Source organism: Zooshikella harenae, from assembly GCF_018837975.1.
Classification (GTDB): domain Bacteria; phylum Pseudomonadota; class Gammaproteobacteria; order Pseudomonadales; family Zooshikellaceae; genus Zooshikella; species Zooshikella harenae.
Window position 1 is genome coordinate 70,927 of sequence record NZ_JAGSOY010000009.1, and the last position, 22,397, is coordinate 93,323.

The window sequence follows — 22,397 nt, forward strand, 5'->3', positions numbered from 1 at the left end:
ACAAAGTGTAAATGGATGGCTAGTCTTTTTTTCAAACAAAATTGATTGAAGTCATCTTCTGTATAGTTACTTATTGGTTAAAAAATATCTACTTGGATGGAATCAGTTAAAGCTTATTACTGCTAAGGATGCAGCGTTAGAGATTAGATTTTCATAATAAAGAGTTTTTAGAGAAAAAAACCAACTCAAAAAGTATGCCAAAAAACAATATAAAAAAGGAAATTTTTTTTGGAAAAAAGTACATATTAACTGTGTTTAATCTTTATAAGTAGTAAATGGACATTTCGCCGTGTTAGTTAGATACACCTTCCGTGGTGCTTGCCTTTTGACAGGGGCTTTTCCTTTATTATATTTGAAGGTTAAATGTTATTGTTTCAGGTGATGAATTATGTTTGCTCATGTATATCAATTTTTATTTTAACTTTTTGACGAATACTTTCGAATTTCTCTGAAAATTATAGAGTGCCTGCTTTTTCTCTGGAAGGTCTGTTACTTTAGCTGTCTGGAAACCTCTTTCAAGAAACCAGTGTGCGGTTCGAGTGGTCAGTACAAATAAATTTCGGATGCCATGACTATTAGCATATTCTTCACAGAAGGTAAGTAGTTGATCACCGTGTGAATGGCCTCGGTAGTCAGAATGAATTGCGAAGCAAGCCAACTCGGCACTATCATCAGTGAAGGGGTGAATGGATGCGCAGCCTATTGTCATTCCGTCGCGTTCTATTAGCATAAACTGATTAATTTCTCGTTCTAGCTGCTTTCTTGAGCGACGAACCAATATGCCCTGTTCTTCTAAAGGCTGGATTAACTCTAATACACCACCAATGTCTTCTATTGAAGCTTGTCTTACTTCTTCGTACCCTGTATGTGTAATAAGTGTACCAGAACCATCTCGTGTAAAGAGTTCCTGTAATAATGCACCATCAATACTATGACTAATAATATGACTGCGTTTTACATTGACAGCACAAGCAGCTAAAGCCGATTGCATGAGTCTAAGCGCTTCTTCATTTTCTTGATCTTGAATGACTTCTCTTGCTTTGGCGGGTGTCATTGCTTTTAAAAGCTGTCCTGAACGATTATAAATGCCTTGTGCCTTACCAAAGACGATAAGTTTTTCAGCTTTTAATGCAATAGCTGTTTGGGTTGCGACATCTTCTGCGGCTAAATTAAATACTTCTCCCGTAGGCGAAGAGCCCAGACAGTTCAGTAGAACGACATACCCCTGATCTAATTGTTGATGAATGACCTCATTATCAACCCGTCTGACTTCTCCTGTGTGCTGGAAGTCAACGCCATCAAAAACACCAAGTGGTTTAGCAGTAACAAAGTTACCACTGATGACTCGAATGCGAGCGTTATGCATAGGGGAGTTTGCTAAACCCATAGATAACATCGCTTCTGTTTTGGTGCGAATGTTACCCACTGCATCTTTTACAATTTCCAAAACATCCTTATCTGTAACACGTATATTTTTGTAGTAAGCACATGTTATTTCAGTATTCGCAAGTCGTTCATCAATTTGTGGTCTGGCACCAATCACTAATACAAGACGTACACCTAAACTGTTAAGTAAGGCAATATCATGGATGGTATTGGCAAAATTGTTATCTTGAACAGCTTCTCCACTTAACATCAGCACAAAGGTTTTTCCTCGGTGAGCATTAATGTAAGGCGAAGAGTGGCGGAAAAAGTGAATATACTCAGGTGAAGAAAAATCTACCATGCTAACAGGCTCATCAATACGGTTATGTGTGATCTACATTTAACTGAATTATTATACCTAACCACGTATTAGCGGCTAGTTACCATTATCTTTTTGTATTCTATTTAGATAAAAAATAAGTGGGCAATTATGCCCCATTAAATGGTTAGGTAGCTTTTAAACCTGGTGATGCAATGCAGTAGTGATGGATTAGTTGCTGCAATATTTTTATAAATGGGTTAATACGTGATAATGGCAAACACTCATCGGGTTGATGTGCTCTAGCGATATCTCCAGGACCAAGTACCACAGTATCCATACCTAAGGATCGTAAAAAGGGAGCTTCAGTCGCAAATGCCACGCTTTCTGCTTGCTGTTGAGTGAGTTGTTGGCAATATTGTACAAATTGACTTTGTGCTGGCGTTTCAAATGCTTCAACACTGGGAAATAGAGGATTGAGCTCGATATCGATTGATCTTTGCTCTGCAATTAGGGCAAGTCTTTTGCGTATACTGTCTCGGAGGTCTTCTGTTTTCATGCCAGGTAATGGCCTTAGGTCAAAGGCTAACTCGCAACTACCACATATACGGTTTGGGTTATCACCACCATGGATACAGCCTAGATTCATGGTGGGTGTAGGAACGGTAAAAAGCGGGTTATTAAACTGGCTAGCAAGTTGCTGGCGAAACTGCATGAGATCACCCAAAACATAATACATGGCATCTAAAGCATTGTTACCAAGACTGGGATCACTGGAGTGTCCTGATGAGCCATGTATTGAGACTCGTTCCATCATGATCCCTTTATGCATATTAATAGGTTTCATGTTGGTCGGTTCACCAATAAGGGCAAATCTGCCTAGTTTTTTTTGTGCATCAACTAAGGCGCGAGCTCCATCCATTGAGGTCTCTTCATCCGCTGTAGCAACGATGACAAGCGGACTTTGAAATTTTTGTGCTAACAAAGGTTTTACTGCTTCAATGATGAGCGGGAAAAAACCTTTCATATCACAAATGCCCAAGCCGAAGTAGGCATCATCACGCTCGGTAAGCTGAAATGGGTTGCTTTGCCATAGGTGTTCATCACAGGGTACTGTATCAGTGTGGCCTGCTAGTACTAATCCGCTAGTTCCTTCACCATAACGGGCGATCAGGTTTAGTTTTTTATTATGAGTCGTATGAACGGGCATTAGGTCAACCTGAAACCCTAGCGTTTCAAACCAAGTGGCTAACTGAGTAATGACAGGTTGATTTGTTTGATCCAGTTGGGGGTTAGCACTACTGATAGAGTTGGAGGCTATAAGATTAGCCAACATTTCAGAAAGAGGGGGAAGGATGGGTGTGCTCATAATGGTTTCCAAGATTTTTTTTATGATGATTAATGCACACCTTAAAAGAAAACCAGCCACTTAGAAAGTTAGCTGGTTCTTTAAGCTTATACTTGAAAGACTTGTTTGGATTTAAGTAAATAAGGCTTTCAGTATGTAGAAGAAAATAATGGCAAGACATGCACCCGCTGGAAGAGTGATAACCCAGGACATGATGATACTGCCTATGACGCGAAGGTTAAGTGCGCCGATACCTCGGGCAAGACCAACACCCAGTACAGCTCCTACTAAAGTATGTGTGGTTGAAACAGGAAGCCCTGTGCCAGAAGCAAGTACAACAGTTGTAGCTGCGGCTAATTCTGCAGCAAAACCACGGCTTGGTGTAAGCTCAGTGATTTTTTTACCAATGGTTTGCATTACCTTATAACCATAGGTAGCAAGTCCAGCAATAATACCCATTCCACCCAGTAAGAGTATCCACCAAGGCATGCTTGCTTTGGCAAGAATTTGGCCTGATGAACTAATAACACTATAAATAGCGGCTAATGGACCGACAGCATTAGCGACATCATTTGAGCCATGGGCAAATGCCATAGAGCATGCTGTGAAAATCATGAGTATCGCAAACAATTTTTCGACGCTGGTAAAATGAAAATCTTTATCAGCTTTTGGGTCAGGTTTGATACGACTTAAGATAACTTTACCTAAAGCCATTACTGCTAAGCCAAAAAGGAGTGCAATTAGGAAGCTTTGACCATATGAAAGGTCAAGACCAATATGCTTTAAGCCCTTAACCAACGTCACCATTGCAATCATGAACCCTGTGAAAAACATGTACATAGGGACAAATTTCTGTGCACACTCAAAGGGTTTTTCTCGATTTAAAATAAGTTTTTGAACACTTGTGAAAAGTCCAAATGCGATGGTTCCTGATAAAAGAGGAGAAACTACCCAGCTTGCCGCAATAGTGCCAACTTTCCCCCAATTAACAACATCAACGGATATACCTACAGCGGCGAAGCCAACAATGGCACCAATGATGGAGTGTGTTGTACTAACAGGCCAGCCTTTTAATGATGCGACTAGCAGCCAGCATCCTGCAGCGAGGAGGGCAGAAAGCATTCCATAGACAAGCAGCTCAGGTTGTTCTGCCAAAATAGGCAGGCTGGGATCAACAATACCTTTACGAATTGTTGCAGTAACAGATCCCCCAGCTAAATAAGCACCAGCAAATTCAAAAAACATAGCAATAAAAATTGCTTGTTTTACTGTCAGGGCTCTTGAGCCAACTGATGTCCCCATTGCGTTCGCGACATCGTTTGCGCCAACGCCCCAAGCCATGAAAAAACCAAAAAGACAGGCCATGCCCAATAATAGCGGGCCATATTCAGCAATAATGCTCATAGTCAGTTACCGAATTACTGAGATTTTTTTACCGGGCAAGTAATAGTTGTAAGTGACTACCAACTCGAGATGCTCGATCTGCCAAGTCCCCTATCCAATCAATAATTTTGTAGAGGAACATGACATCCACGGGAGGTAAATTCTTTTCCTGTTCAAACAGGGTGGCGCGAATAGAGATTTGTAACTCATCCGTGTCACTTTCGATGGCATCCAGTTCCTCAATCATCTTTTCAACAATGCCTACTTCTCGACCAGCAAAGCCTGTCTCGACCAGCTCATCTAGCTCACTCATTGCTTTTAATGCTTGTGCAGACGTATCAACAGAACGTTGAACATACTTAAGGAAAGGAGCATGAAGTTCGGCAGGTACTTGCATTTTTCGACCTAACATGAGGCCTGCAATATCCTTCGCTCGATTGGCGACTTTATCCTGAACAGTAATAATGTCCAGTAAGTCAGTACGAGGTACGGGAAGAAATAAGCTCTTTGGCAAAGAGAGGCGGATCTTTTTCTTCAGAAGATCAGCATCGCCTTCAAGCTGAGCTATTTCAGCCTGTATTTTCGCAGCTTCATCCCAGTTATCATCCAGGACGGCTTCTATAAATGGTACTAATAATGTTGCACACTCATGAGCTTTAGAGATGTGCTTTTGGATCGGCCCTATCGGCGAGCGTCCAAACATACTTAATAGTAGGTTGTTCGCAGGCATGACAGCTTTTTCCTGTGAGAATTTGGCGCAAGTATAAGTGCTTGGTGAAAATGAAACCACCCCTAATGTAAGAAAAAATAAACAATCTTTAGTACTTTATTAGAAAGTCTAGTGTTCTCAATGCCTTAGTAGCATTATTCATTATGCTAGGCACGCTGTTCAGAGTTTTTTATTAATAGACGTCAGACAAGTTTAATATCACTAGAGTGTTAACACTAATTGCTTATCAGGAGAAAGAAATGGGGGCAGAAACAGAATTAAAGCTGGCTATAAATGAAGAGTATGTAGCGCATTTTCGTCAGCTCTCATTGCTCAGCAATAAAGCAAGTAAGTATGAGGGGAAGCAACAGCTCATTAATCATTATTATGATACAGCTGACCAGCAGCTTCATAAGCAATGTGTTGCTTTACGAACACGATTAAAAGGGGACGGGTGTTGGTTACAGACGTTGAAAACACGGGGGAGCAGTGTAGATGGCTTGTCTGTGCGTGGTGAGTGGGAGTGGCCTTTATCATCATCTGAGTTGGATTTTACTTACTTAACGACAGAAGTATGGCCAGAAGCATTACGAAATATTAATCCCGCAGACTTACAGGTAACACTGAGTACAAATTTTGAGCGTGAGAGCTGGCACGTTACTTTGGTTAATGGGGCTGTTATCGAGATTGCCTTAGACATTGGGGCAATATTGGCAGGTGGTGCTCAGCAGCCAATAAGTGAAGTCGAACTTGAGTTAAAGCAGGGCTCAGTTGATGACTTAAAAGGGTTAGCACACGAAATAATGAAATTTATCCAATTAGAGCCGTGTGATTTAAGTAAAGCTGAGCGAGGTTATCTATTATTAAACATAGGTAACAGTTGTGAAGTGAATGAATAGCAATGAAGAAGGATGCACAAGTGGCAGTAATACAAGCACGGGCTGGTGCACAACGGCCTGATCAGGTTTTAGATTTGCGGGGGATAGTGGAGTCACTCGTCAGTGATGGACTATTAACAGAGGCAACAGCAGAGTCGTTGCTATCAAAACGTCGTAACGCCCTGCAATCTAAAATGCATCCGCTAGAGTATTTGGCAACGCAAAAGCTTAAAGATGAGTCTCATGAGACTCAGATATTGGATATAGATAACCTTTCTGAGTGGCTGGCTAAAAAGGCACATCAACCCTACTACCATATTGATCCATTAAAAATTGATGTTCAGTCAGTAACAAAACTCATGTCCCATGCCTATGCTGAACGTCACCAGATTTTGGCTGTAGAAGTTAATAATGATGTGGTGGTCATTGCCAGTGCTGAACCTTATGTTTTTAGCTGGGAAGATAATTTACGGCATGTACTGCGCAAAGATATCAAGCGAGTAGTCAGTAATCCTGCCGACATTCGCCGTTATTGTGTTGAGTTTTATAAAATAGCGCAATCTGTTTCTAGGGCCACTGGTTCTGGTTCCACAAGCATGCTCAATAATTTTGAGCAAATGCTTGAACTAGGTAATCTACAGGCGCCTGATGCCAATGATCAGCACATTGTTAATATTGTTGATTGGCTATTGCAGTATGCTTTTGAGCAGCGCGCCAGTGATATTCACATTGAGCCACGACGTGAAAAAGGTATTTTACGCTTTCGAATTGATGGTGTTTTACATCAGGTTTATGAACTGCCTGCTCAAGTCTGTGCTGCAGTCACCAGTCGGTTAAAAATATTAGGGCGGATGGACGTTGCTGAAAAGCGTAAACCACAAGATGGGCGACTTAAAACCAAAAGTCCTGAAGGTAATGAGGTAGAACTCCGTTTATCCACATTGCCCACCGCATTTGGTGAAAAGTTGGTCATGCGTATTTTTGACCCTGATGTATTGCTTAAAACATTTGCAGAGCTGGGGCTTGCCCGGGAAGACGGTGATCGTTGGCAGGAAATGATTACGCAACCAAATGGCATCGTTTTAGTGACAGGACCAACGGGATCAGGTAAGACAACAACGCTCTACTCTTCATTAAAAGAGCTGGCTACCCCCCAGGTGAATGTGTGTACCATTGAAGACCCTATCGAAATGATAGAGCCAGCGTTTAACCAGATGCAGGTGCAGCATAATATCGATCTTAGTTTTGCCAGTGGCGTGCGTGCACTCTTACGGCAAGACCCTGATATCATCATGATTGGTGAGATTCGTGACCTTGAAACGGCTGAAATGGCCATGCAGGCTGCATTGACGGGTCACTTAGTGTTGTCAACGCTGCATACTAATGATGCCCCTTCTGCCATCACCCGGCTTATGGAGCTTGGTGTTCCTCCCTATATGATTAAAGCGACAGTGATAGGAGTCATGGCTCAACGTTTGGTTCGGACGTTATGCCCTGCCTGTAAGCAGCCGACTCAAGTTGATGAGTCGGCATGGCGTGAGTTGACCCGTCCATGGTCTGCGACTGTACCTGGTCATGTTTGCCAGCCAGTAGGGTGCCTAGAATGTAGAGAAACTGGTTACAGAGGGCGTGTAGGTGTCTATGAGATTTTGCGCTTAACTAACAGGGTCAAAAATCAGATTGGTGGTGAAGCAGACCTTAACTCAATGCGTAAACTTGCCTATAAAGAAGGAATGCACAGTTTAAGAGTGAGTGGGGCACAGAAAATTGCAGCAGGATTGACGACGATTGAAGAGGTATTACGCGTTACTCCCAGCTCCGAGAATCATTAAGGCATTTCTTTATCTTTTATGTATTGATGCTGATATTAAATGTAAATACCACATGTTGTGAATAATGTGCCAAGTTATAACTGTGATAAATTCATCGCAACATTTTCATTAATTACTATTTGGAGACAGTAATGGAACTGCCTATTGTTCTTATTGTACTTGTGGTATTGGCTCTGTCTTTGTTGTTCATGGCTTTTAAGTCTGTTAACCAAGGGTATGAGTGGACTGTGGAACGCTTTGGTCGCTATACCCGAACATTAACGCCTGGGCTTAATGTTATTATTCCATTTTTTGACCGAGTGGGCCAAAAAATGAATATGATGGAAACTGTATTAGATATTCCCCCTCAAGAAGTCATCAGTTGTGATAACGCGATGGTAACAATTGATGCTGTGTGCTTCTTTCAGGTTGTGAATGCGGCACAAGCTGCTTATGAAGTAAATCAGTTAGAGCATGCAATACGTAACCTGACGATGACCAATATTCGTACTGTTCTAGGGTCTCTTGAGTTAGATGCGATGTTATCTCAGCGTGATCAGATTAATGAACGGTTATTACATACAGTGGATGAAGCAACAAATCCATGGGGGGTAAAAGTCACACGGATTGAAATTAAAGATATTACACCGCCTACTGATCTGGTTGAAGCAATGGCAAATCAGATGAAAGCGGAGCGAGAAAAGCGTGCATCCATCTTGGAGGCAGAAGGTGAACGACAAGCAGAAATATTAAAAGCTGAAGGGGAAAAACAAGCTGACATACTACGAGCGGAAGGGGAACGTCAAGCAGCCTTTTTAGAAGCAGAAGCGCGAGAGCGGGCCGCTGAAGCAGAAGCCAAAGCTACCAATATGGTTTCTAAAGCGATAGCTGAGGGTAATATACAAGCCGTGAATTACTTTGTGGCTCAAAAATATGTGGATGCGTTGAAAGAAGTTGCTTCTGCTGAAACCTCCAAAGTAATCATGATGCCTCTTGAAGCATCCAGCATAATTGGTTCTGTAGCAGGTATTAAAGAACTTGTTCAAGAAAGTATGGCGAAACAATAATGTTAATAGAATGGCTATCACACATCTCATTTTGGGTGTGGTTTGGTGTAGGGCTTTTTTGTCTCATTATTGAAGTGTTTGGCACTGGAGGATATTTCCTGTGGATTGGGATTTCGGCAGGAACTGTTGGTTTACTTAAGTGGTTGTTTCCTAACTTAAGTTGGGAATTCCAGTTAATCATATTCTCTTTGATTGCTCTCATTAGTGCTTACAGTTGGTGGCGATATTTAAAGCACAAACCTTCTCTCCCAAATCAATCAAATCTGAACCAGAGAAGTCAGCAATTATTAGGGCGGTGTTATGTGGTGAGTGAAGCGATTGTTGGTGGGCACGGAAAAATAAAAGTGGGAGATAGTTTCTGGATGGTAACAGGTCCAGACTTACCTGCAGGGGTTCAAGTAAAAGTGGTTGCAGTAAATGGCATGCAGCTTCAAGTCGAAGCAATTGAGCGTCAGAATAACGCAGATGATATGCAGGAGAAAAAAGTAACTGATTAAGTGCATACGTGGTAAGTGATTGATTTGATTTTATTAAGCCAAAAAAATAGAACATGCGTTTTATTTTTGGGTAGGTGAGACCGTATTAATCCCTACAAAGTGTGTTAAAAATCCTCCGAGCTAATTATTGAAAACTCGGAGGAACATTATGCTATGGACTACGCATAAAAGAATGGGTGAAGGATTTAGTATACCGAGTGTGAAAGGTATATTTTCAACTGAAGAATAGTTGCGTAATAAGTGAGGTCAAAAATGATCAATAGTTGGTTTGGAACAAAGGTATGGTTGTGGATCACAGCTGCTGTTTGTTTCACGTTTGGTAGTTTATGTATGGCTGATTTGCCTGCAGAAATTGAAGTTGACCGCTTTATTTTGGCTGCTAAGAAACATATTGAACAGGGAAATTACGGCCAAGCTGAGCAATACTTACAAAAAGCTATTGCATTGCAGGTCACGCCACCAGATGAGTTTTATTTTATTTATGGCAAGGTTTTATTTCAAAACAAAAAAATGGATCAAGCACAGGAAAATATTGAACGCTATTTAAAAAGAACAGGAAAAGAAGGAGAGTATTATCAAGAAGCGTTAGGAATGTTTACGAATATTGAAGAATATAAACAAAAAGATCAGCAAAAAAAAGCAGCGATTAGTTCAGTAGATAAAAGCGATGTTATAAAAATAGAACCAAGTAAAATGGATAAGGTGGTAAATAACCTTAAGTCGCAATACAAAACTTCAAGTGAAATTATTGCTTTAGAATCCTATATCAATGAATTGCTTTCTGAATATGCCCTGAGAAAGGGTAAAGTAATTAATTTAAATAAAGCAGCAGATGAGCTGTACACTATTAATGCTAAAAATCCTGGAGAATTAATAGTTACTAAGGCAACAAGAGTAGCAGGTGATAGCGATAAACAATTACAAAATACAGTGTTAAAGATTTATGGCGTCACTACAGATATTAAATATAATTGTTCAAATCTGGATAATACTTGTTGGATTAAACACCCAGTTACACTAGAGCGATGGATGGCTATCCGAGGTAGTGAAAATGTTGCCAATAAAATAACTAGATTTATTGGGGAGCTTATAAAATATAAACAAAAAGAAGGTTGAATAACTTTAAAGTTAAAAGATGAGTTTTAAGAGGGTATCAGCCATAGTTCTTCTGTCTCTAATAATATATATTTTTATATAATAAAAGGTTAATACCCTTTGAACTCTCTTTGGTTTAGATGTTAACTATTATTTTTAATGTTTTCGGTAGAGAGTGGTAAAGTATTTTTATATCAGTCTCTGAAAAAGTGGATAATGCCTATTAGAAATTGGAAAGTGGCATTAAATCAATTTATGATTTAGTTTGAAAATAGACTCAGATCCTATATTTAAAACCAGGTAGTGGAGACACAGAAATATTTACAGGGGGCATTGTGTATTCTTGGTTGTAGGTATGATTATTATGTAGTAGTTCACACTACCTGATGTTCTTATCTGTTGTTAGACGTTTCTCATAATTTTACCTCTGTGTGGTTGTCAATGCTTCTCTCAAAGAGAGTTTCTTCTATCCTGGGATCATCTGTCTTACAGTAAATGATTACTGTCGCTTAAGCTGCGTGAACATATCTACAACATATACAATTACTGAAGTGTCTTTTATTTTATTGTGCAAGATATCGCATAAAGCATAATAAGCCCTCTTTATACTCCTAAGAAGTGTTTCCTGAACATGTTTACCAAGAGCTGTAGTTTGCTTCTTAAGAGGTCCCATTTTTATGAAGAATTCGAAAATAATTATAGGTGCTGGTGCACTGCTGGTAGGTGTTTGTGCTGCCGTAGTTTTGACGCCTGCACTGAAAACCAAACCGGCCAGTAGTGTTCAATCAGTCAGTAGTACAGCGGGTGAAAAAGCACAATCTGTGGCGCCAGTAAAATCAGATAACGCTTCAGCTGCTCCAAGTCAAGCGGAAACAACGGCTGAAGCTGTCAGTAACCAAAAAGATATTCCATTACCTGAACCTGGTCCACAGCTAGCTGAAGTTGATCCAAACGAAGTGATCAATATGTGGAAAGTGGATGATAAACACCCAACGTCTGAAGATGGTGGTGTGACGGCTTACAATGTTCAAGTTGATCCCACTATCGTTACCAGTCTCCAAATGGGGCAAACCCTGGAGTTTGAAATACCTCAACTTAATCAGTCGTATAAAGCTCAGCTTACTTCTACACATAACCAGTTAGATGATGTTCATGTTTTTAAAGGAAAAATTGAAAATGGAAGTAACGTTGAAAATGTGATTGTTACTCGTGGAGAAATAGAAACGTATGTAACAGTTTCAACTGAGCAAGGGGTTTACACCACTCGTATTGACAACAAAACTGGTAGAAGCACTGTGGTGAGTGAAACGGATCGCTTACGCACGATTACTAATTTTAATGATGCTCTACCTGCACCTGAAGTCCCTATAACGCCACCTCAAAAAGATAATGGCTAAATAAATATTTTTATAAGATTAAGTAGCCACTGCAGCGTTTAGGGTTGTATGTAGGAGAAAAGAAGAAATGGCAAGTCAAATAAAACGATCGATAATGGGGCTTAGTTTCTTAACAGCCTCTGTTCTATCTGCCTCAGCTGTAGCTGAGACAGTTGATGTTATGCTGATGTATTCGCCAGAAGTGGCAGAAAACACAGACATAAAAGCAAAAATGGCATCCTGGGTAGAGTATGCGAATACAGTTTATAAAAATAGTGAGCTTAATTTAAAGTTGCGCTTAGTGCATTCAGGAACGCTAAGCAAAGACTATGGAAACATTGATCAGGAAACACTTAAGAAACTGACGGATGACGGTGAGGTGTCCAAGCTGCGCCAAGAGAAGGGGGCAGATATTGTCAGTTTTGTGACTACCCGTACAGGAGACAAGTGTATTGTGTCCTGGATGCCAAAAGGTGAAAACGGAAAGTTAAAAGAAACAGCAGGTAATTTAGCGTTTAATATTTTCGGTGACTCTTGTGGTGAAAGTGCACTAGTACATGCAATAGGTCATAACTTCTCATTAGGCCATTCAGCTCGACAAAATTCGAAAGGTGGAATGTACGCATGGGCTAGGGGGCACGGGCAAGACGGTTTATTTACCACAGTCATGGCCTATTCAAATGCATATGGTGATGCACCTCAAGTCGCGATGATGTCGACCCCGGCTTTGAAAAAGTGTAAAGATCAAACTTGTGGCGTTGATAATGAAAGTGAAGAGGGGGCTGATGCAGTCTCAAATATGAAGCAGGTGGCTGCTCAAATAGCTGCTTATATGCCAACAAAAGTTGATGATGGGAGTACTCCTCCAGGCGATGGAGACAAACCTGGAGATGGAGATAAACCCGGAGATGGCGATCTTCCTGACACAGTTTGTAAAAAGCCAGACTTAGAAAAAGATAACCTGATTTTGCAGTCTGACTTTAATAGCGTAGATAAATGGCAGCCTTTTTACACAAGTGCTACTCAGTTAAAACAGCATGCTGTTAAACGAGAGTGTGGGCGGGATAACTTGTTACATATTACCAGCCGTAAGCAATATTATGATGGTGTGATTCAAGACCTAACAGGAAAACTTGAAGAAGATCAAAAGTATACGTTAACAGCTAAGCTGGGCATGAAAGCTGGGGATGATGGCAAAGAAAATCGAGACTTTGGTCTAGTGGCACTGCTCATTAAAAATGATCTTGGTGCCTACTACTACCAATACCTCTCAATTAAGTCCATTACCACAAATGAAATGACTGATATTAATGAGACTTTTTCCTTACAAGCACTTGGAAAAGTAGAAAAAGTTAAATTGCTTATTTTTGGACCTAAAGGTCAACGTGATTTGCTGGTTGATGAGGTTAAAATTTCGAAATTTTCCGGTGAGACCCCTGAGCCTCCTAAAAATCCTTCCTTATTTGAGCACTCATTTGAAGAAAATGATCATGGCTGGAAACCTGCATTTGGTTCTGGTGATTTGGTACGAAAAGAGGATTTTGCCCATGGTGGTCAGTGGTCTTTAATGTCATCTGATCGAAGCCACTGGTACTCTGGACCATCAATTAACTTGAAAGGGCTTATTGAGGCAGATAAAGCTTATACCTTATCTCTTGCTGCAAGCTTGGGTAAGGATGCAAAAACAGAAGAGGATATTGATATTCAGCTCTTCTATGTCGATGACGAAGGATATCATTGGCAACGCTTAACAACAGAAAAGCTAGGGGCAGGCGGTGCTTGGTCTGAAATTACCGCAGCCTTGCAATTTGCACCTAAAGGCTCTGTGAAGTATGCAAACTTATACATATTTGGACCTGAGCCATCAGCATCACTTTTCATTGATGATATTAGCCTGAAGCTCAATTCTGCAGAGTAAAGATTATTGCAAGTAATTATGGCGGGTACATTGTGCCCGCTTTTTTAATTCCCTCTATATATATTTGAGAAATTTGTCACATGTATATGTGATAACAAGGAGGTGTATTGCTAGCTAAATTGAGATCTTTATCTCATTAATGTCGAAAAGACCATCATCTTAAATGCCAGTGTGAGTAAGTTCATTTATATTCAACATGGAGAAACTTATACTTCCACCAGAATTAAGGAATAAGAAAGCATGGATTGGTTTAGCTTGGTTGATTAGGTTAACCCTTTGATAAATTTGGCACTACTAAGGTAGTCTGGAAGTATATCAAGGCAACATTAGATCACTGTTCTATTAATAAATGAGTAAGAAATAAATAAAGTACTGGGGTTTAGCCGAGATGGTTGATAAAAATCTAATAAAAGCCTGTGCCTTGATTTTTGTAGGTGTTTGCGCTGCGTTTATGCTATCACCTTACTTGCAGACATCTGAAACACCCTCTGAAGTTTCTTCTGTTGTTGTTCCTTAAAATGGTTTTTCTACAAGGTGAGAGACATTAGTGTCTTAATGTTTAACAATAAGTTGTTAGAAGAGCCTTTGTTTGCACTTTTGTTCTATTTTGTTTTTAGCCAGTCTTACTACGCAAAATGTATTAAATCTTGGTTGGCATAGTTTATTAAAACCATTTATCTTTAATGTAAGACGCTTCAACCTGAATTAGAGTCATAATCTCCTTGCTTGTTCATCTTAAACCGGAAAAGTGTGAACCTGTTCGCTAAAAAGCATTACTCCAAATAATATACTTATTCTGTCTTATTTAACGTTGAGGTTGTGACATGGTATGTCACAGCACTTTGGTGCTATTTATAGGGAGTCATCGTAGTACAACGTTGTCAGACAATCTCATTTCTTGGAGAAACTTACGTGAATTACACTAACCTGATGCGTACGACACTGTCGGTATTAGGCGTCTCACTATTTTCTTTTTATTTAGTGGGGTGTTCAGAGTCTACAGATAAAGCAGAAGTCAAAAAACCAACTTCTGAAGTGTCTAAAGTCAGCGCTGAACAGACTTCAAGTCAAACTTCACTGCAAAATAATAAGTCATCAGAAAATAACCCTAAAATAGCAGTAACAGAAGAAGTATTACCTGAGTCACCAGTTTCAAAAAAAGCCGTAGACTTAACTAAAGGACAGCATCAGCTTTGGCAGCTTCAAGATGCAGATATTGAGAATAAAGAAACTTATGCTGTTCAAGCTGATCCTGCGGTACTGTCTTCATTTACTGTTGATGGCGTTGTGACAATGCAGGTAACGCCTGATCATACAGTAGCAGCCAAATTAGTTGAGACCTATAACGGTGACATGGGGGAAATGGTGTGGAAGGGCGAGATTGTTGATGGTGATAACACAGAAAGTATGTTGGTAACTGAAGGAGAGCGTACCACCGTTATAAGTTTAGCTACGCGTTATGGTAATCAGACTATCGTAATTGATAAGGAAACGGGAAAAGGGCGTGCGACTGATGAAGATAAAATTGCACAACACCAAAACCCAGACCACGTTGATGCTATTCCTGTTAAAGACGACTTACTTAAATCACAACCAAAATAAATAACATTTAGATTGAAGAGCCATTCCGGGAGCCCTGCAATGAGTTTTTTGTTTAGAAAAAAAGCATTAGTGTTATCACTGGCTAGCTGTTTTGCTGTGTCAGCACAGGCTGGTGATAATGTTGTTGATATCATGGTACTTTATACTCATGATGCTGTTAATTATGTTGTAGCTGGTGATATTGACGCACAAATTGCCTCTTATATTAATTATTCAAATGAAACGTTTAAGCGTAGCAATGTTAATTTGAAGTATCGACTTGTCCACAAGCAACTATTTAACCCACGAAACATAAGCCGTTATAAAACAGTAAATAATAGCTCTCTGGCTGCATTTGCAGAAAATAGTGAGGTTGCAAACTTAAGGAAAAAATACGGAGCTGATATTGTTACGCTAGTCAACCTTCGGGAAAAAGTCGTTAAAGGGAATTCTGTATATTACACTTGTGGTATAGGCTACGTGCCTGGAGGTTATAATAATACTTTTTATTCGAACGCAAGTGCTAATGCCTACAACCTTGTTGGTGTAGAATGTGGTAATCGGACATTTTTGCATGAGTCAATGCATAATGCGGGTGCTGGACACTCTGCAGAGCAGGATGATTATAATTCAGAAAATTATCGGGTAGATAAGTCTGCTCGTGGTTATGGCCAATATAACCGCTTTGCAACTATCATGGCGTATCCTCATGTTTTTGGAAGAGCTAAGGCTGTTCCTTATATCTCTAACCCTTCAATTTACGCATGTGACAGTGATGCATGTGGTGTTCATAGCAGCGCCGATGCAGCTAAACACTTGAATAAGATGGGTGATAAAGTTGTTAGCTTTATGGCAACCAAGGTAGTTGATACCTCTACACCTACTGATGATGGAACAACATCAGAGCCTGAAACACCAAAAACTGACAACCCTGAAACACCAAAATCAAAGCCTAATCCTAAGCCAAAACCCAAGCCTGTTTCTGTCTGTGAAAAAGACTACTTGGAAGGTAACTTACTCGATGATGGTGACTTCAACAATGTGGGTGCATGGGAGTCTTACACTCGCTCTGAAAGTATTGCTAAGAAATATAAAACTCGTGACTGTGGAAAAGATTACATTGCCTTAGTAAGCAACCGTAACTATTTTTACAGTGGAGCAGTACAAGATATTACTGCCAAGGTTGAGTCAGGTGTTGAGTATACCCTTTCGGCTAAAATGGGCTTAAGTGGTAACTATCGTTCACGGAGTACGGGTAGCTTAGCCATTCAAGTTTCTGACAGCCGAGGTACTTACTACCACTATGTAGCTAATAAATCTCTGGCAGCAAATGCGCTCTCTAAACTATCTGGCCGGTTTAAAATAAACCCAAGAGGTACACTGCGCTCTGTTCGTGTTTTAGCGTATGGGCCTGATGCGGGTACTGACTTTTATCTGGATGAGGTATTACTGAAAAAAGTTGAGCAGCCAAAAGTTAAAGAAACACCAAAACCTGTTATCAGTTATGTGCTTGATGAAAACTTTGAGCGTGGAACAGGCAATTGGTTTGGGTATGGTGGTTATGCGACTAACTCATGGCAATATGCAACTTCTGGTTATCGTAGTTTAATTGCATTTAATCGGTCATCTCAGTATAGCGGTCCAGCATTGAACCTGCATGGTACCATCGAACCTGGTAAGCGCTTTAAAGTACAAGCCAAGCTAAGACTAGGCTACAGCCTACAGCAAACTGAAAACGTTGAAGTTGTTCTAACTTATGTAAATAGCAATGGTTACCGTAAATGGGAAACAGTATCTGCTAAGAAAGTAAATAAAGGACAATGGTACGATATTGAAGGCACATTTACTGCTCCAACTTATAACTTACGTAGTACCTATATGATGATTGTCGGACCATCTGCTGGCACTGAGTACTATTTGGATGATGTCAAAGTGAATCGTGTTCAGTAGTTAAAAGCTGCATTATTTTGTAATGCTTGAAAAACAGGTGCTTAGGCACCTGTTTTTTTATGTCGTTTAGTATATCAGCTTGGATGAATGCATAATCAGTAGTTTAACTAATGTAAAAGAGCTGCGTCAGCGTGGTACTCATGGCCCTGCTAGCATCAATACATGCTTGAGGCTGTTATCGCTAAATATGCTGTAACTGTTTAGCCCTCATGTATTTCGTATACATTTCGGTCTTCCGTGTAGTGCTTTCTTGCGCTCACAAAAAATCACTATTTTTAGCGGTGCTCTTAGGAGTGTTTCCATATGCGGCAAGAGTTATGGGTAATGATTAAAAATAAGACAAGAGTTTAATTTTAACTGTGATGCAAATCAATCTGGTATACAAAAAGTAATAAATAAGCAACAGAATGTGTGTTTTTTCACAACCGTATTAGAGGTTAACCTATAAACTTCACAAAACAAAATTGATTTAGTGCTAAGTACTTAATTGAAATATGTGCGATTTAAATTATGAAATCTTACGATTTTCAGCCTAATAATGAGTAATCATTATTATTTATCTAGGGATCGATGCATGAAGGTATTCTTTTTTGGCTGTTCTGGATTGTTATCATTGGCATGTAGCACATTTGTTGCTTTGACTTCTATTAATTTGTCCGAGCAAAACCACAATGCATTACATATAAAAGAAACGGCTACTGCAAGGATCTCAAGCGCTGATACATCTGAGGCTGGAACGGTTCAAAGCACAGCACTTGAGTCACCTGCTAATGACCTGCAACAAGCTGACCTGGTTGGTGACCACATTTGGTCGGTTGACCCTGTTCCCTCAAAAGTTGAAGATGGAGTCCCCCTTCTAAAGCTTCAAGCAAATCGTCAAGTATTAGCCTCTCTAAATCTTGGCCAAGTTTTACAGCTTAAAGTACCTGGATTAAGCAAAGCACTTCAGGCTGAGCTGTTTTCCACACATAACCAACGAAATAATATGCAGGTTTGGTCTGGGCGTCTACTAAACAGTCAACCAGGAGAGAGTATTTTGGTAACAAAAGGAAGTCATGAAACCTATATCACGATTTCTACCAAAAAAGCGGTTTACTCTGTTCGAATTAATAATGAAACAGGTTATGGTACAATGGTTAACGAAACACAGGCTCTTAATGACCTTGTGGATAGATCTAAAGACAAAACAACATCAGATTCTACTCAGTTTGCGCAAACCGATTAATAATTAAATATCTCTCCTACGCGTTGTAATAATTTACTCTGCTTTATTCTTATGTAATATAAATATTAAGTTTATATTCCGCGTTTTCAATTGGTTAATATTGATTGGTTTTAATAAAAAATATTTTTCTGAAAGTTATGTTATGTGAGCTGGTAATATTTTATCGTTATTCTTTTTTTAATTGACCGTTTTTTTAAATTCTAAATAGTAATAAATACCTTTCTAGCCTATGGCTGTGTTTGAGGGAGTTTGAGAAGGTTGTAAATAGTTGTTAAAAATATTTTTATTTCCTTATAGGTTATTTCTTATAGGGTGTAAGGTGAAAAGCTGATGCTGTTTCTGGTTAATTAATTATTGCTATTTTATATGATGATTTAAAAGTCGATTTCTTTACTTGACAGTCGCGCAAAAAAAATATTTGCTGATAGAGGCGCAAAGCTTAAAGTAAAAAAACAAGGATGTCACTTTTACAGGGAATTTTATATGAAAATCAAAAAGCTTACAGCAGGAGTAATTACTTCGTTGGTCTTAACGGGTAGTCTTGCGACTTCAAGCCTCAGTATAGGTAGTGGCATCACTGAAGAGAAGCAAAAGCTATGGGTAACAATGGGCTCAGATGCTTATGCAGGTATACAGCAGCTCATGGGTAATCAGCTTCCTAAATACAATGTTTCGAGTTTAGCCCAGACTGATGTTACTGTAACTCAGCTAGACCCTGCCCACCTGGATTTAATTTCGTACTATATGCATGCCAAGTACAAGCGCTGTGGTGGTTTCATGGTACATGATTCCTATGCTGATGCAGTAAAAGCTGCCAATGAAATGCTTGTGAATAAGACGGAATCATTAGTAACTGTTGACTATACAATAGATCAACAAAAAGTGGTTAATGGGTTTCTGCCTCAGTTAAAAGAGAGAGATATTCGTACGACAATTGAAGGAATGGCTGACTTTCATAACCGTTATTATCGTAGTGATACTGGCGAAGAAGCATCTAGCTGGATTAAAAATACCTGGGAGCGTTTAGCGCAAGGGCGGACAGATACCAAAGTTGAATTATACAGCCATAGCGGGTGGAAACAGCCTTCAGTCATTATGACATTACAAGGTGATGGTAGTACTGATGAAGTGGTTGTTATTGGTGGGCATATGGATTCTATCAATCATACTGTAAACGATAAGCTGAGAGCTCGCGCACCTGGTGCTGATGATAATGCATCAGGAATTGCCACTATTACTGATGTTATAAAAGTAATGATGGCTAATAATTACAAGCCAAAACGAACCATTAAATTTATGGCTTATGCTGCTGAAGAGGTTGGCTTATTAGGTTCAGATGACATCGCTGAAGACATGAAAGGTCAGGGTGCAAATGTGGTGGGTGTTATGCAGCTTGATATGACTAACTACCAGGGATCTTCATATGATTATGCTTTAGTAACCGATTATACCAACTCTGCACAAAATGAATTCCTAAAACGACTCATCGGAGAGTACCTTTCTCAATATAGCTATACCACAATGCGTTGTGGTTACGCTTGTTCTGACCATGCATCCTGGCACCGTCAAGGATACGCTGCGAGCATGCCATTTGAAGCGCCTATGCAGCAGAGTAACCGTTATATTCATACTGCCAATGATACCCTTGATAAGTCAGGTAATAACGCAAACCATGCATTTAAGTTTGCTCAATTAGCTACTGCCTTTTTGGTAGAATTGGCAAAGAGCGCAGGTGACGACGATGGTGATGGAGATGACCAGGGTGAGTATAAGCAATTTTCCTCGGCCCTCGGTTTTTGCCTTGATGTTCAGGACTCGAAGACACCTTTAGCTAATGATTGTAGTAAAACGGATGGTCAGCTGTGGATGCTGGGTAATGATGGGACGATGAAGTCAAAGCGTTATAAAGATTTATGTCTGACTGTGACAAGTAGCAGTGGAAGTAGTGGTTCTGTGGCTATGGAAAAATGCTCTGGTAGTAATAGCCAGCAGTGGACCCTTAATGGCGAGGCGTTAATGAATGATAGTCTCTCTGATCGTGTACTCACCATTTATGGGTATATGCAAGGGGCTAAAGTAGGTATGTGGTATAACTGGGACCAGGATTATCAGCGGTGGAGTTGGAAATAATTTTTTAAATCAACTGTCGTTTTTTCAAAATAAAACACTATAAATAAAAAAGCCCATCAGTTGATGGGCTTTTTTTGACAATTAAATAGCAAAATGGGAATAGTAAGTATTAAAGCAATAGCTCTCTAATATCTCCAAGTGCTGCAGCAAGTACTGAAGCAAAGCGTGCGGCATCTGCGCCATTAATTGCTCTGTGATCATAGGACAAGCACAGTGGTAACATTAGACGAGGGATAAACTCTTTACCATTCCAGATAGGCTTCATACTGGCTTTAGATACACCCAAAATACCAACTTCTGGTGTGTTGACGATAGGTGTAAACGCGGTTCCACCAATACTGCCAAGACTTGATACCGTAAAACATGCGCCCTGCATCTGTGCTGGGCTAAGTTTTTTGTCTTTTGCTTTTGCTGCTAGCTCAATTGTTTCTTGTGCTAGTTGTGTCAAGCTCTTCTTATCTGCATCACGAATGACAGGTACCAGTAATCCATCGGGTGTGTCTACAGCAAAGCCAATGTGGTAGTAGTCTTTCATGATTAATGCATCACCTGTAGGGTTCAGTGAAGCATTAAACTGTGGAATGGCTTTCAGAGCATGTACACAGGCCTTAATAATAAAAGGCAGTGGCGTCATTTTAACGCCTTTTTCTTTTTGCGCTTTACGGAATGCTTCCAGCTCAGTGATATCAGCTTCTTCAAACTGTGTCACATGAGGAACATTCAACCAGGAGCGATGTAAGTTAAAGGCTCCGACTTTTCGCAAGCGTGTTAGCGGCTCTTCACGCACAGGACCAAACTGGCTGAAGTCAATGGCTGGAACAGCAGGAATTGCCCCTATACCTTCTGCAACAGGTGCTGCTTTAGGCTTGTTCAGCTGCTCACTGACGTACTGTTGAACGTCTTCTTTTAGAATACGTCCACGAGGACCTGAGCCTCTTACCAGTGCCAAATCAACACCAAACTCGCGGGCTAATTTGCGAACAGCAGGGCCTGCATGAATACGCTTATTAGGCTCTTGGAGCTGAGCAGGTGCTGTGCTAGCAGCTTGAGCAGGTTTGGCTGGTGTTGCTGGAGCACTAGTGGTAGGCGCTGCAGCTGCTTCCTTCTGAGGCTGAGGTGCAGGGGCTGCAGGTTTAGCAGCTCCTTTTACCTCAAGCTCCAGAATCGCATCACCCATAGATACTTTATCATCGACCTTAAGCAGAATTTTTTTCACGACACCTGCTTTAGGTGCAGGGACTTCCATCGTGGCTTTATCTGACTCAAGAACAACCAGAGATTCTTCTTCAGCAATCTCATCGCCTACATTGACACAGATTTCAATGACAGGAACGTCATCACTGCCAATGTCAGGAACTTTGATAGTTTCTACTGTTGTCTCTGTAGGTGCTTCCGCTACTGGGGCTGGAGCTTCTTCAGTTACTGATTGACTTACAGGTTCTTCTGCAGCAGGTTGACTTGAGGTATCTGTTTGCGCTTCATTACCTGCAGTTGTCAAAACGATAATGTCGTTTCCTTCAGAAACTTTGTCTCCAACTTTGACCAGGATCTCTTTGATCTGGCCAGCCTTAGGGCAGGGGATTTCCATCGATGCTTTATCTGACTCTAAAACAATCAGTGATTCTTCTTCCGCAACGTCATCACCTACATTGACGGAAATTTCAATGATTTCGACGTCTTCACTGCCACCAATGTCGGGTACTTTAATAATCTCGTCTGTCATTTGCGTGTTACCTTAATTAATC

At 40.3% G+C, this 22,397-nt stretch carries 17 protein-coding genes; 12 read left to right on the forward strand and 5 right to left on the reverse strand.

All coding sequences use genetic code 11. From position 1 onward, the window contains the following. Positions 1-412: 412 nt before the first annotated feature. From argA to KCG35_RS06335, 4 genes are all read right to left on the reverse strand, one after another. A complete protein-coding gene (argA, locus tag KCG35_RS06320; RefSeq protein ID WP_215818832.1) occupies positions 413-1,726 on the reverse strand; it encodes an amino-acid N-acetyltransferase in 1,314 nt (437 codons plus the stop codon). Positions 1,727-1,871: 145 nt separating this feature from the next. Continuing rightward, positions 1,872-3,053, reverse strand: a complete 1,182-nt coding sequence (gene argE / locus KCG35_RS06325; RefSeq protein WP_215818833.1) for an acetylornithine deacetylase — start codon at positions 3,051-3,053, stop codon at positions 1,872-1,874. 111 nt (positions 3,054-3,164) lie between these two features. Further along, the gene (locus KCG35_RS06330; RefSeq protein ID WP_215818834.1) at positions 3,165-4,436 is read right to left on the reverse strand and encodes an inorganic phosphate transporter; all 1,272 of its coding nucleotides are present in this window, start codon (positions 4,434-4,436) and stop codon (positions 3,165-3,167) included. 28 nt (positions 4,437-4,464) lie between these two features. Continuing rightward, entirely contained in the window at positions 4,465-5,145 is a 681-nt protein-coding gene (locus KCG35_RS06335) for a TIGR00153 family protein (RefSeq protein WP_215818835.1), read from the reverse strand. Between the two features lie 239 nt (positions 5,146-5,384). Between KCG35_RS06335 and KCG35_RS06340 the strand changes: the two genes are divergently transcribed. The 12 genes from KCG35_RS06340 (at position 5,385) to KCG35_RS06390 (ending at position 20,652) form a co-directional block, all read left to right on the forward strand. Further along, a complete protein-coding gene (locus KCG35_RS06340) occupies positions 5,385-6,023 on the forward strand; it encodes a CYTH domain-containing protein (RefSeq protein WP_215818836.1) in 639 nt (212 codons plus the stop codon). Between the two features lie 2 nt (positions 6,024-6,025). Continuing rightward, positions 6,026-7,834, forward strand: a complete 1,809-nt coding sequence (tfpB, locus tag KCG35_RS06345) for a type IV pilus assembly ATPase TfpB (RefSeq protein ID WP_215818837.1) — start codon at positions 6,026-6,028, stop codon at positions 7,832-7,834. Positions 7,835-7,965: 131 nt separating this feature from the next. Continuing rightward, positions 7,966-8,880, forward strand: a complete 915-nt coding sequence (locus tag KCG35_RS06350) for an SPFH domain-containing protein (RefSeq protein WP_215818838.1) — start codon at positions 7,966-7,968, stop codon at positions 8,878-8,880. After that, positions 8,880-9,377 carry an NfeD family protein gene (locus KCG35_RS06355; protein ID WP_215818839.1) on the forward strand — a complete coding sequence of 166 codons (498 nt, stop codon included), beginning with the start codon at positions 8,880-8,882 and terminating at the stop codon, positions 9,375-9,377. Before KCG35_RS06350 ends, KCG35_RS06355 begins: the two co-directional genes overlap by 1 nt. A 252-nt stretch (positions 9,378-9,629) precedes the next feature. Next, positions 9,630-10,493 (forward strand): tetratricopeptide repeat protein, encoded by an 864-nt coding sequence (locus KCG35_RS06360; protein ID WP_215818840.1) that lies wholly within the window; start codon positions 9,630-9,632, stop codon positions 10,491-10,493. A 656-nt stretch (positions 10,494-11,149) separates the two neighbouring features. Further along, positions 11,150-11,869, forward strand: coding sequence for a biofilm-associated metzincin protease inhibitor BamI (gene bamI / locus KCG35_RS06365; RefSeq protein ID WP_215818841.1), 720 nt, complete (start codon positions 11,150-11,152; stop codon positions 11,867-11,869). Positions 11,870-11,936: 67 nt separating this feature from the next. Next, entirely contained in the window at positions 11,937-13,766 is a 1,830-nt protein-coding gene (gene mep72, locus KCG35_RS06370) for a biofilm-associated metzincin protease Mep72 (protein ID WP_215818842.1), read from the forward strand. Positions 13,767-14,154: 388 nt separating this feature from the next. Then, a complete protein-coding gene (locus tag KCG35_RS26650) occupies positions 14,155-14,283 on the forward strand; it encodes a hypothetical protein (RefSeq protein ID WP_255561871.1) in 129 nt (42 codons plus the stop codon). Between the two features lie 395 nt (positions 14,284-14,678). Next, complete coding sequence (gene bamI, locus KCG35_RS06375) at positions 14,679-15,368, forward strand: biofilm-associated metzincin protease inhibitor BamI (protein ID WP_215818843.1); 690 nt, start codon at positions 14,679-14,681, stop codon at positions 15,366-15,368. 39 nt (positions 15,369-15,407) lie between these two features. Next, positions 15,408-17,297, forward strand: coding sequence for a biofilm-associated metzincin protease Mep72 (mep72, locus tag KCG35_RS06380; protein ID WP_215818844.1), 1,890 nt, complete (start codon positions 15,408-15,410; stop codon positions 17,295-17,297). A gap of 574 nt (positions 17,298-17,871) precedes the next feature. Further along, positions 17,872-18,522 carry a protease inhibitor BamI-like protein gene (locus tag KCG35_RS06385; RefSeq protein WP_215818845.1) on the forward strand — a complete coding sequence of 217 codons (651 nt, stop codon included), beginning with the start codon at positions 17,872-17,874 and terminating at the stop codon, positions 18,520-18,522. A gap of 483 nt (positions 18,523-19,005) precedes the next feature. Further along, the gene (locus KCG35_RS06390) at positions 19,006-20,652 is read left to right on the forward strand and encodes a M20/M25/M40 family metallo-hydrolase (protein WP_215818846.1); all 1,647 of its coding nucleotides are present in this window, start codon (positions 19,006-19,008) and stop codon (positions 20,650-20,652) included. 109 nt (positions 20,653-20,761) lie between these two features. Here the strand turns inward: KCG35_RS06390 and aceF are convergent, their stop codons facing one another. Next, the gene (aceF, locus tag KCG35_RS06395) at positions 20,762-22,375 is read right to left on the reverse strand and encodes a dihydrolipoyllysine-residue acetyltransferase (RefSeq protein ID WP_215818847.1); all 1,614 of its coding nucleotides are present in this window, start codon (positions 22,373-22,375) and stop codon (positions 20,762-20,764) included. Positions 22,376-22,397: the final 22 nt, after the last annotated feature.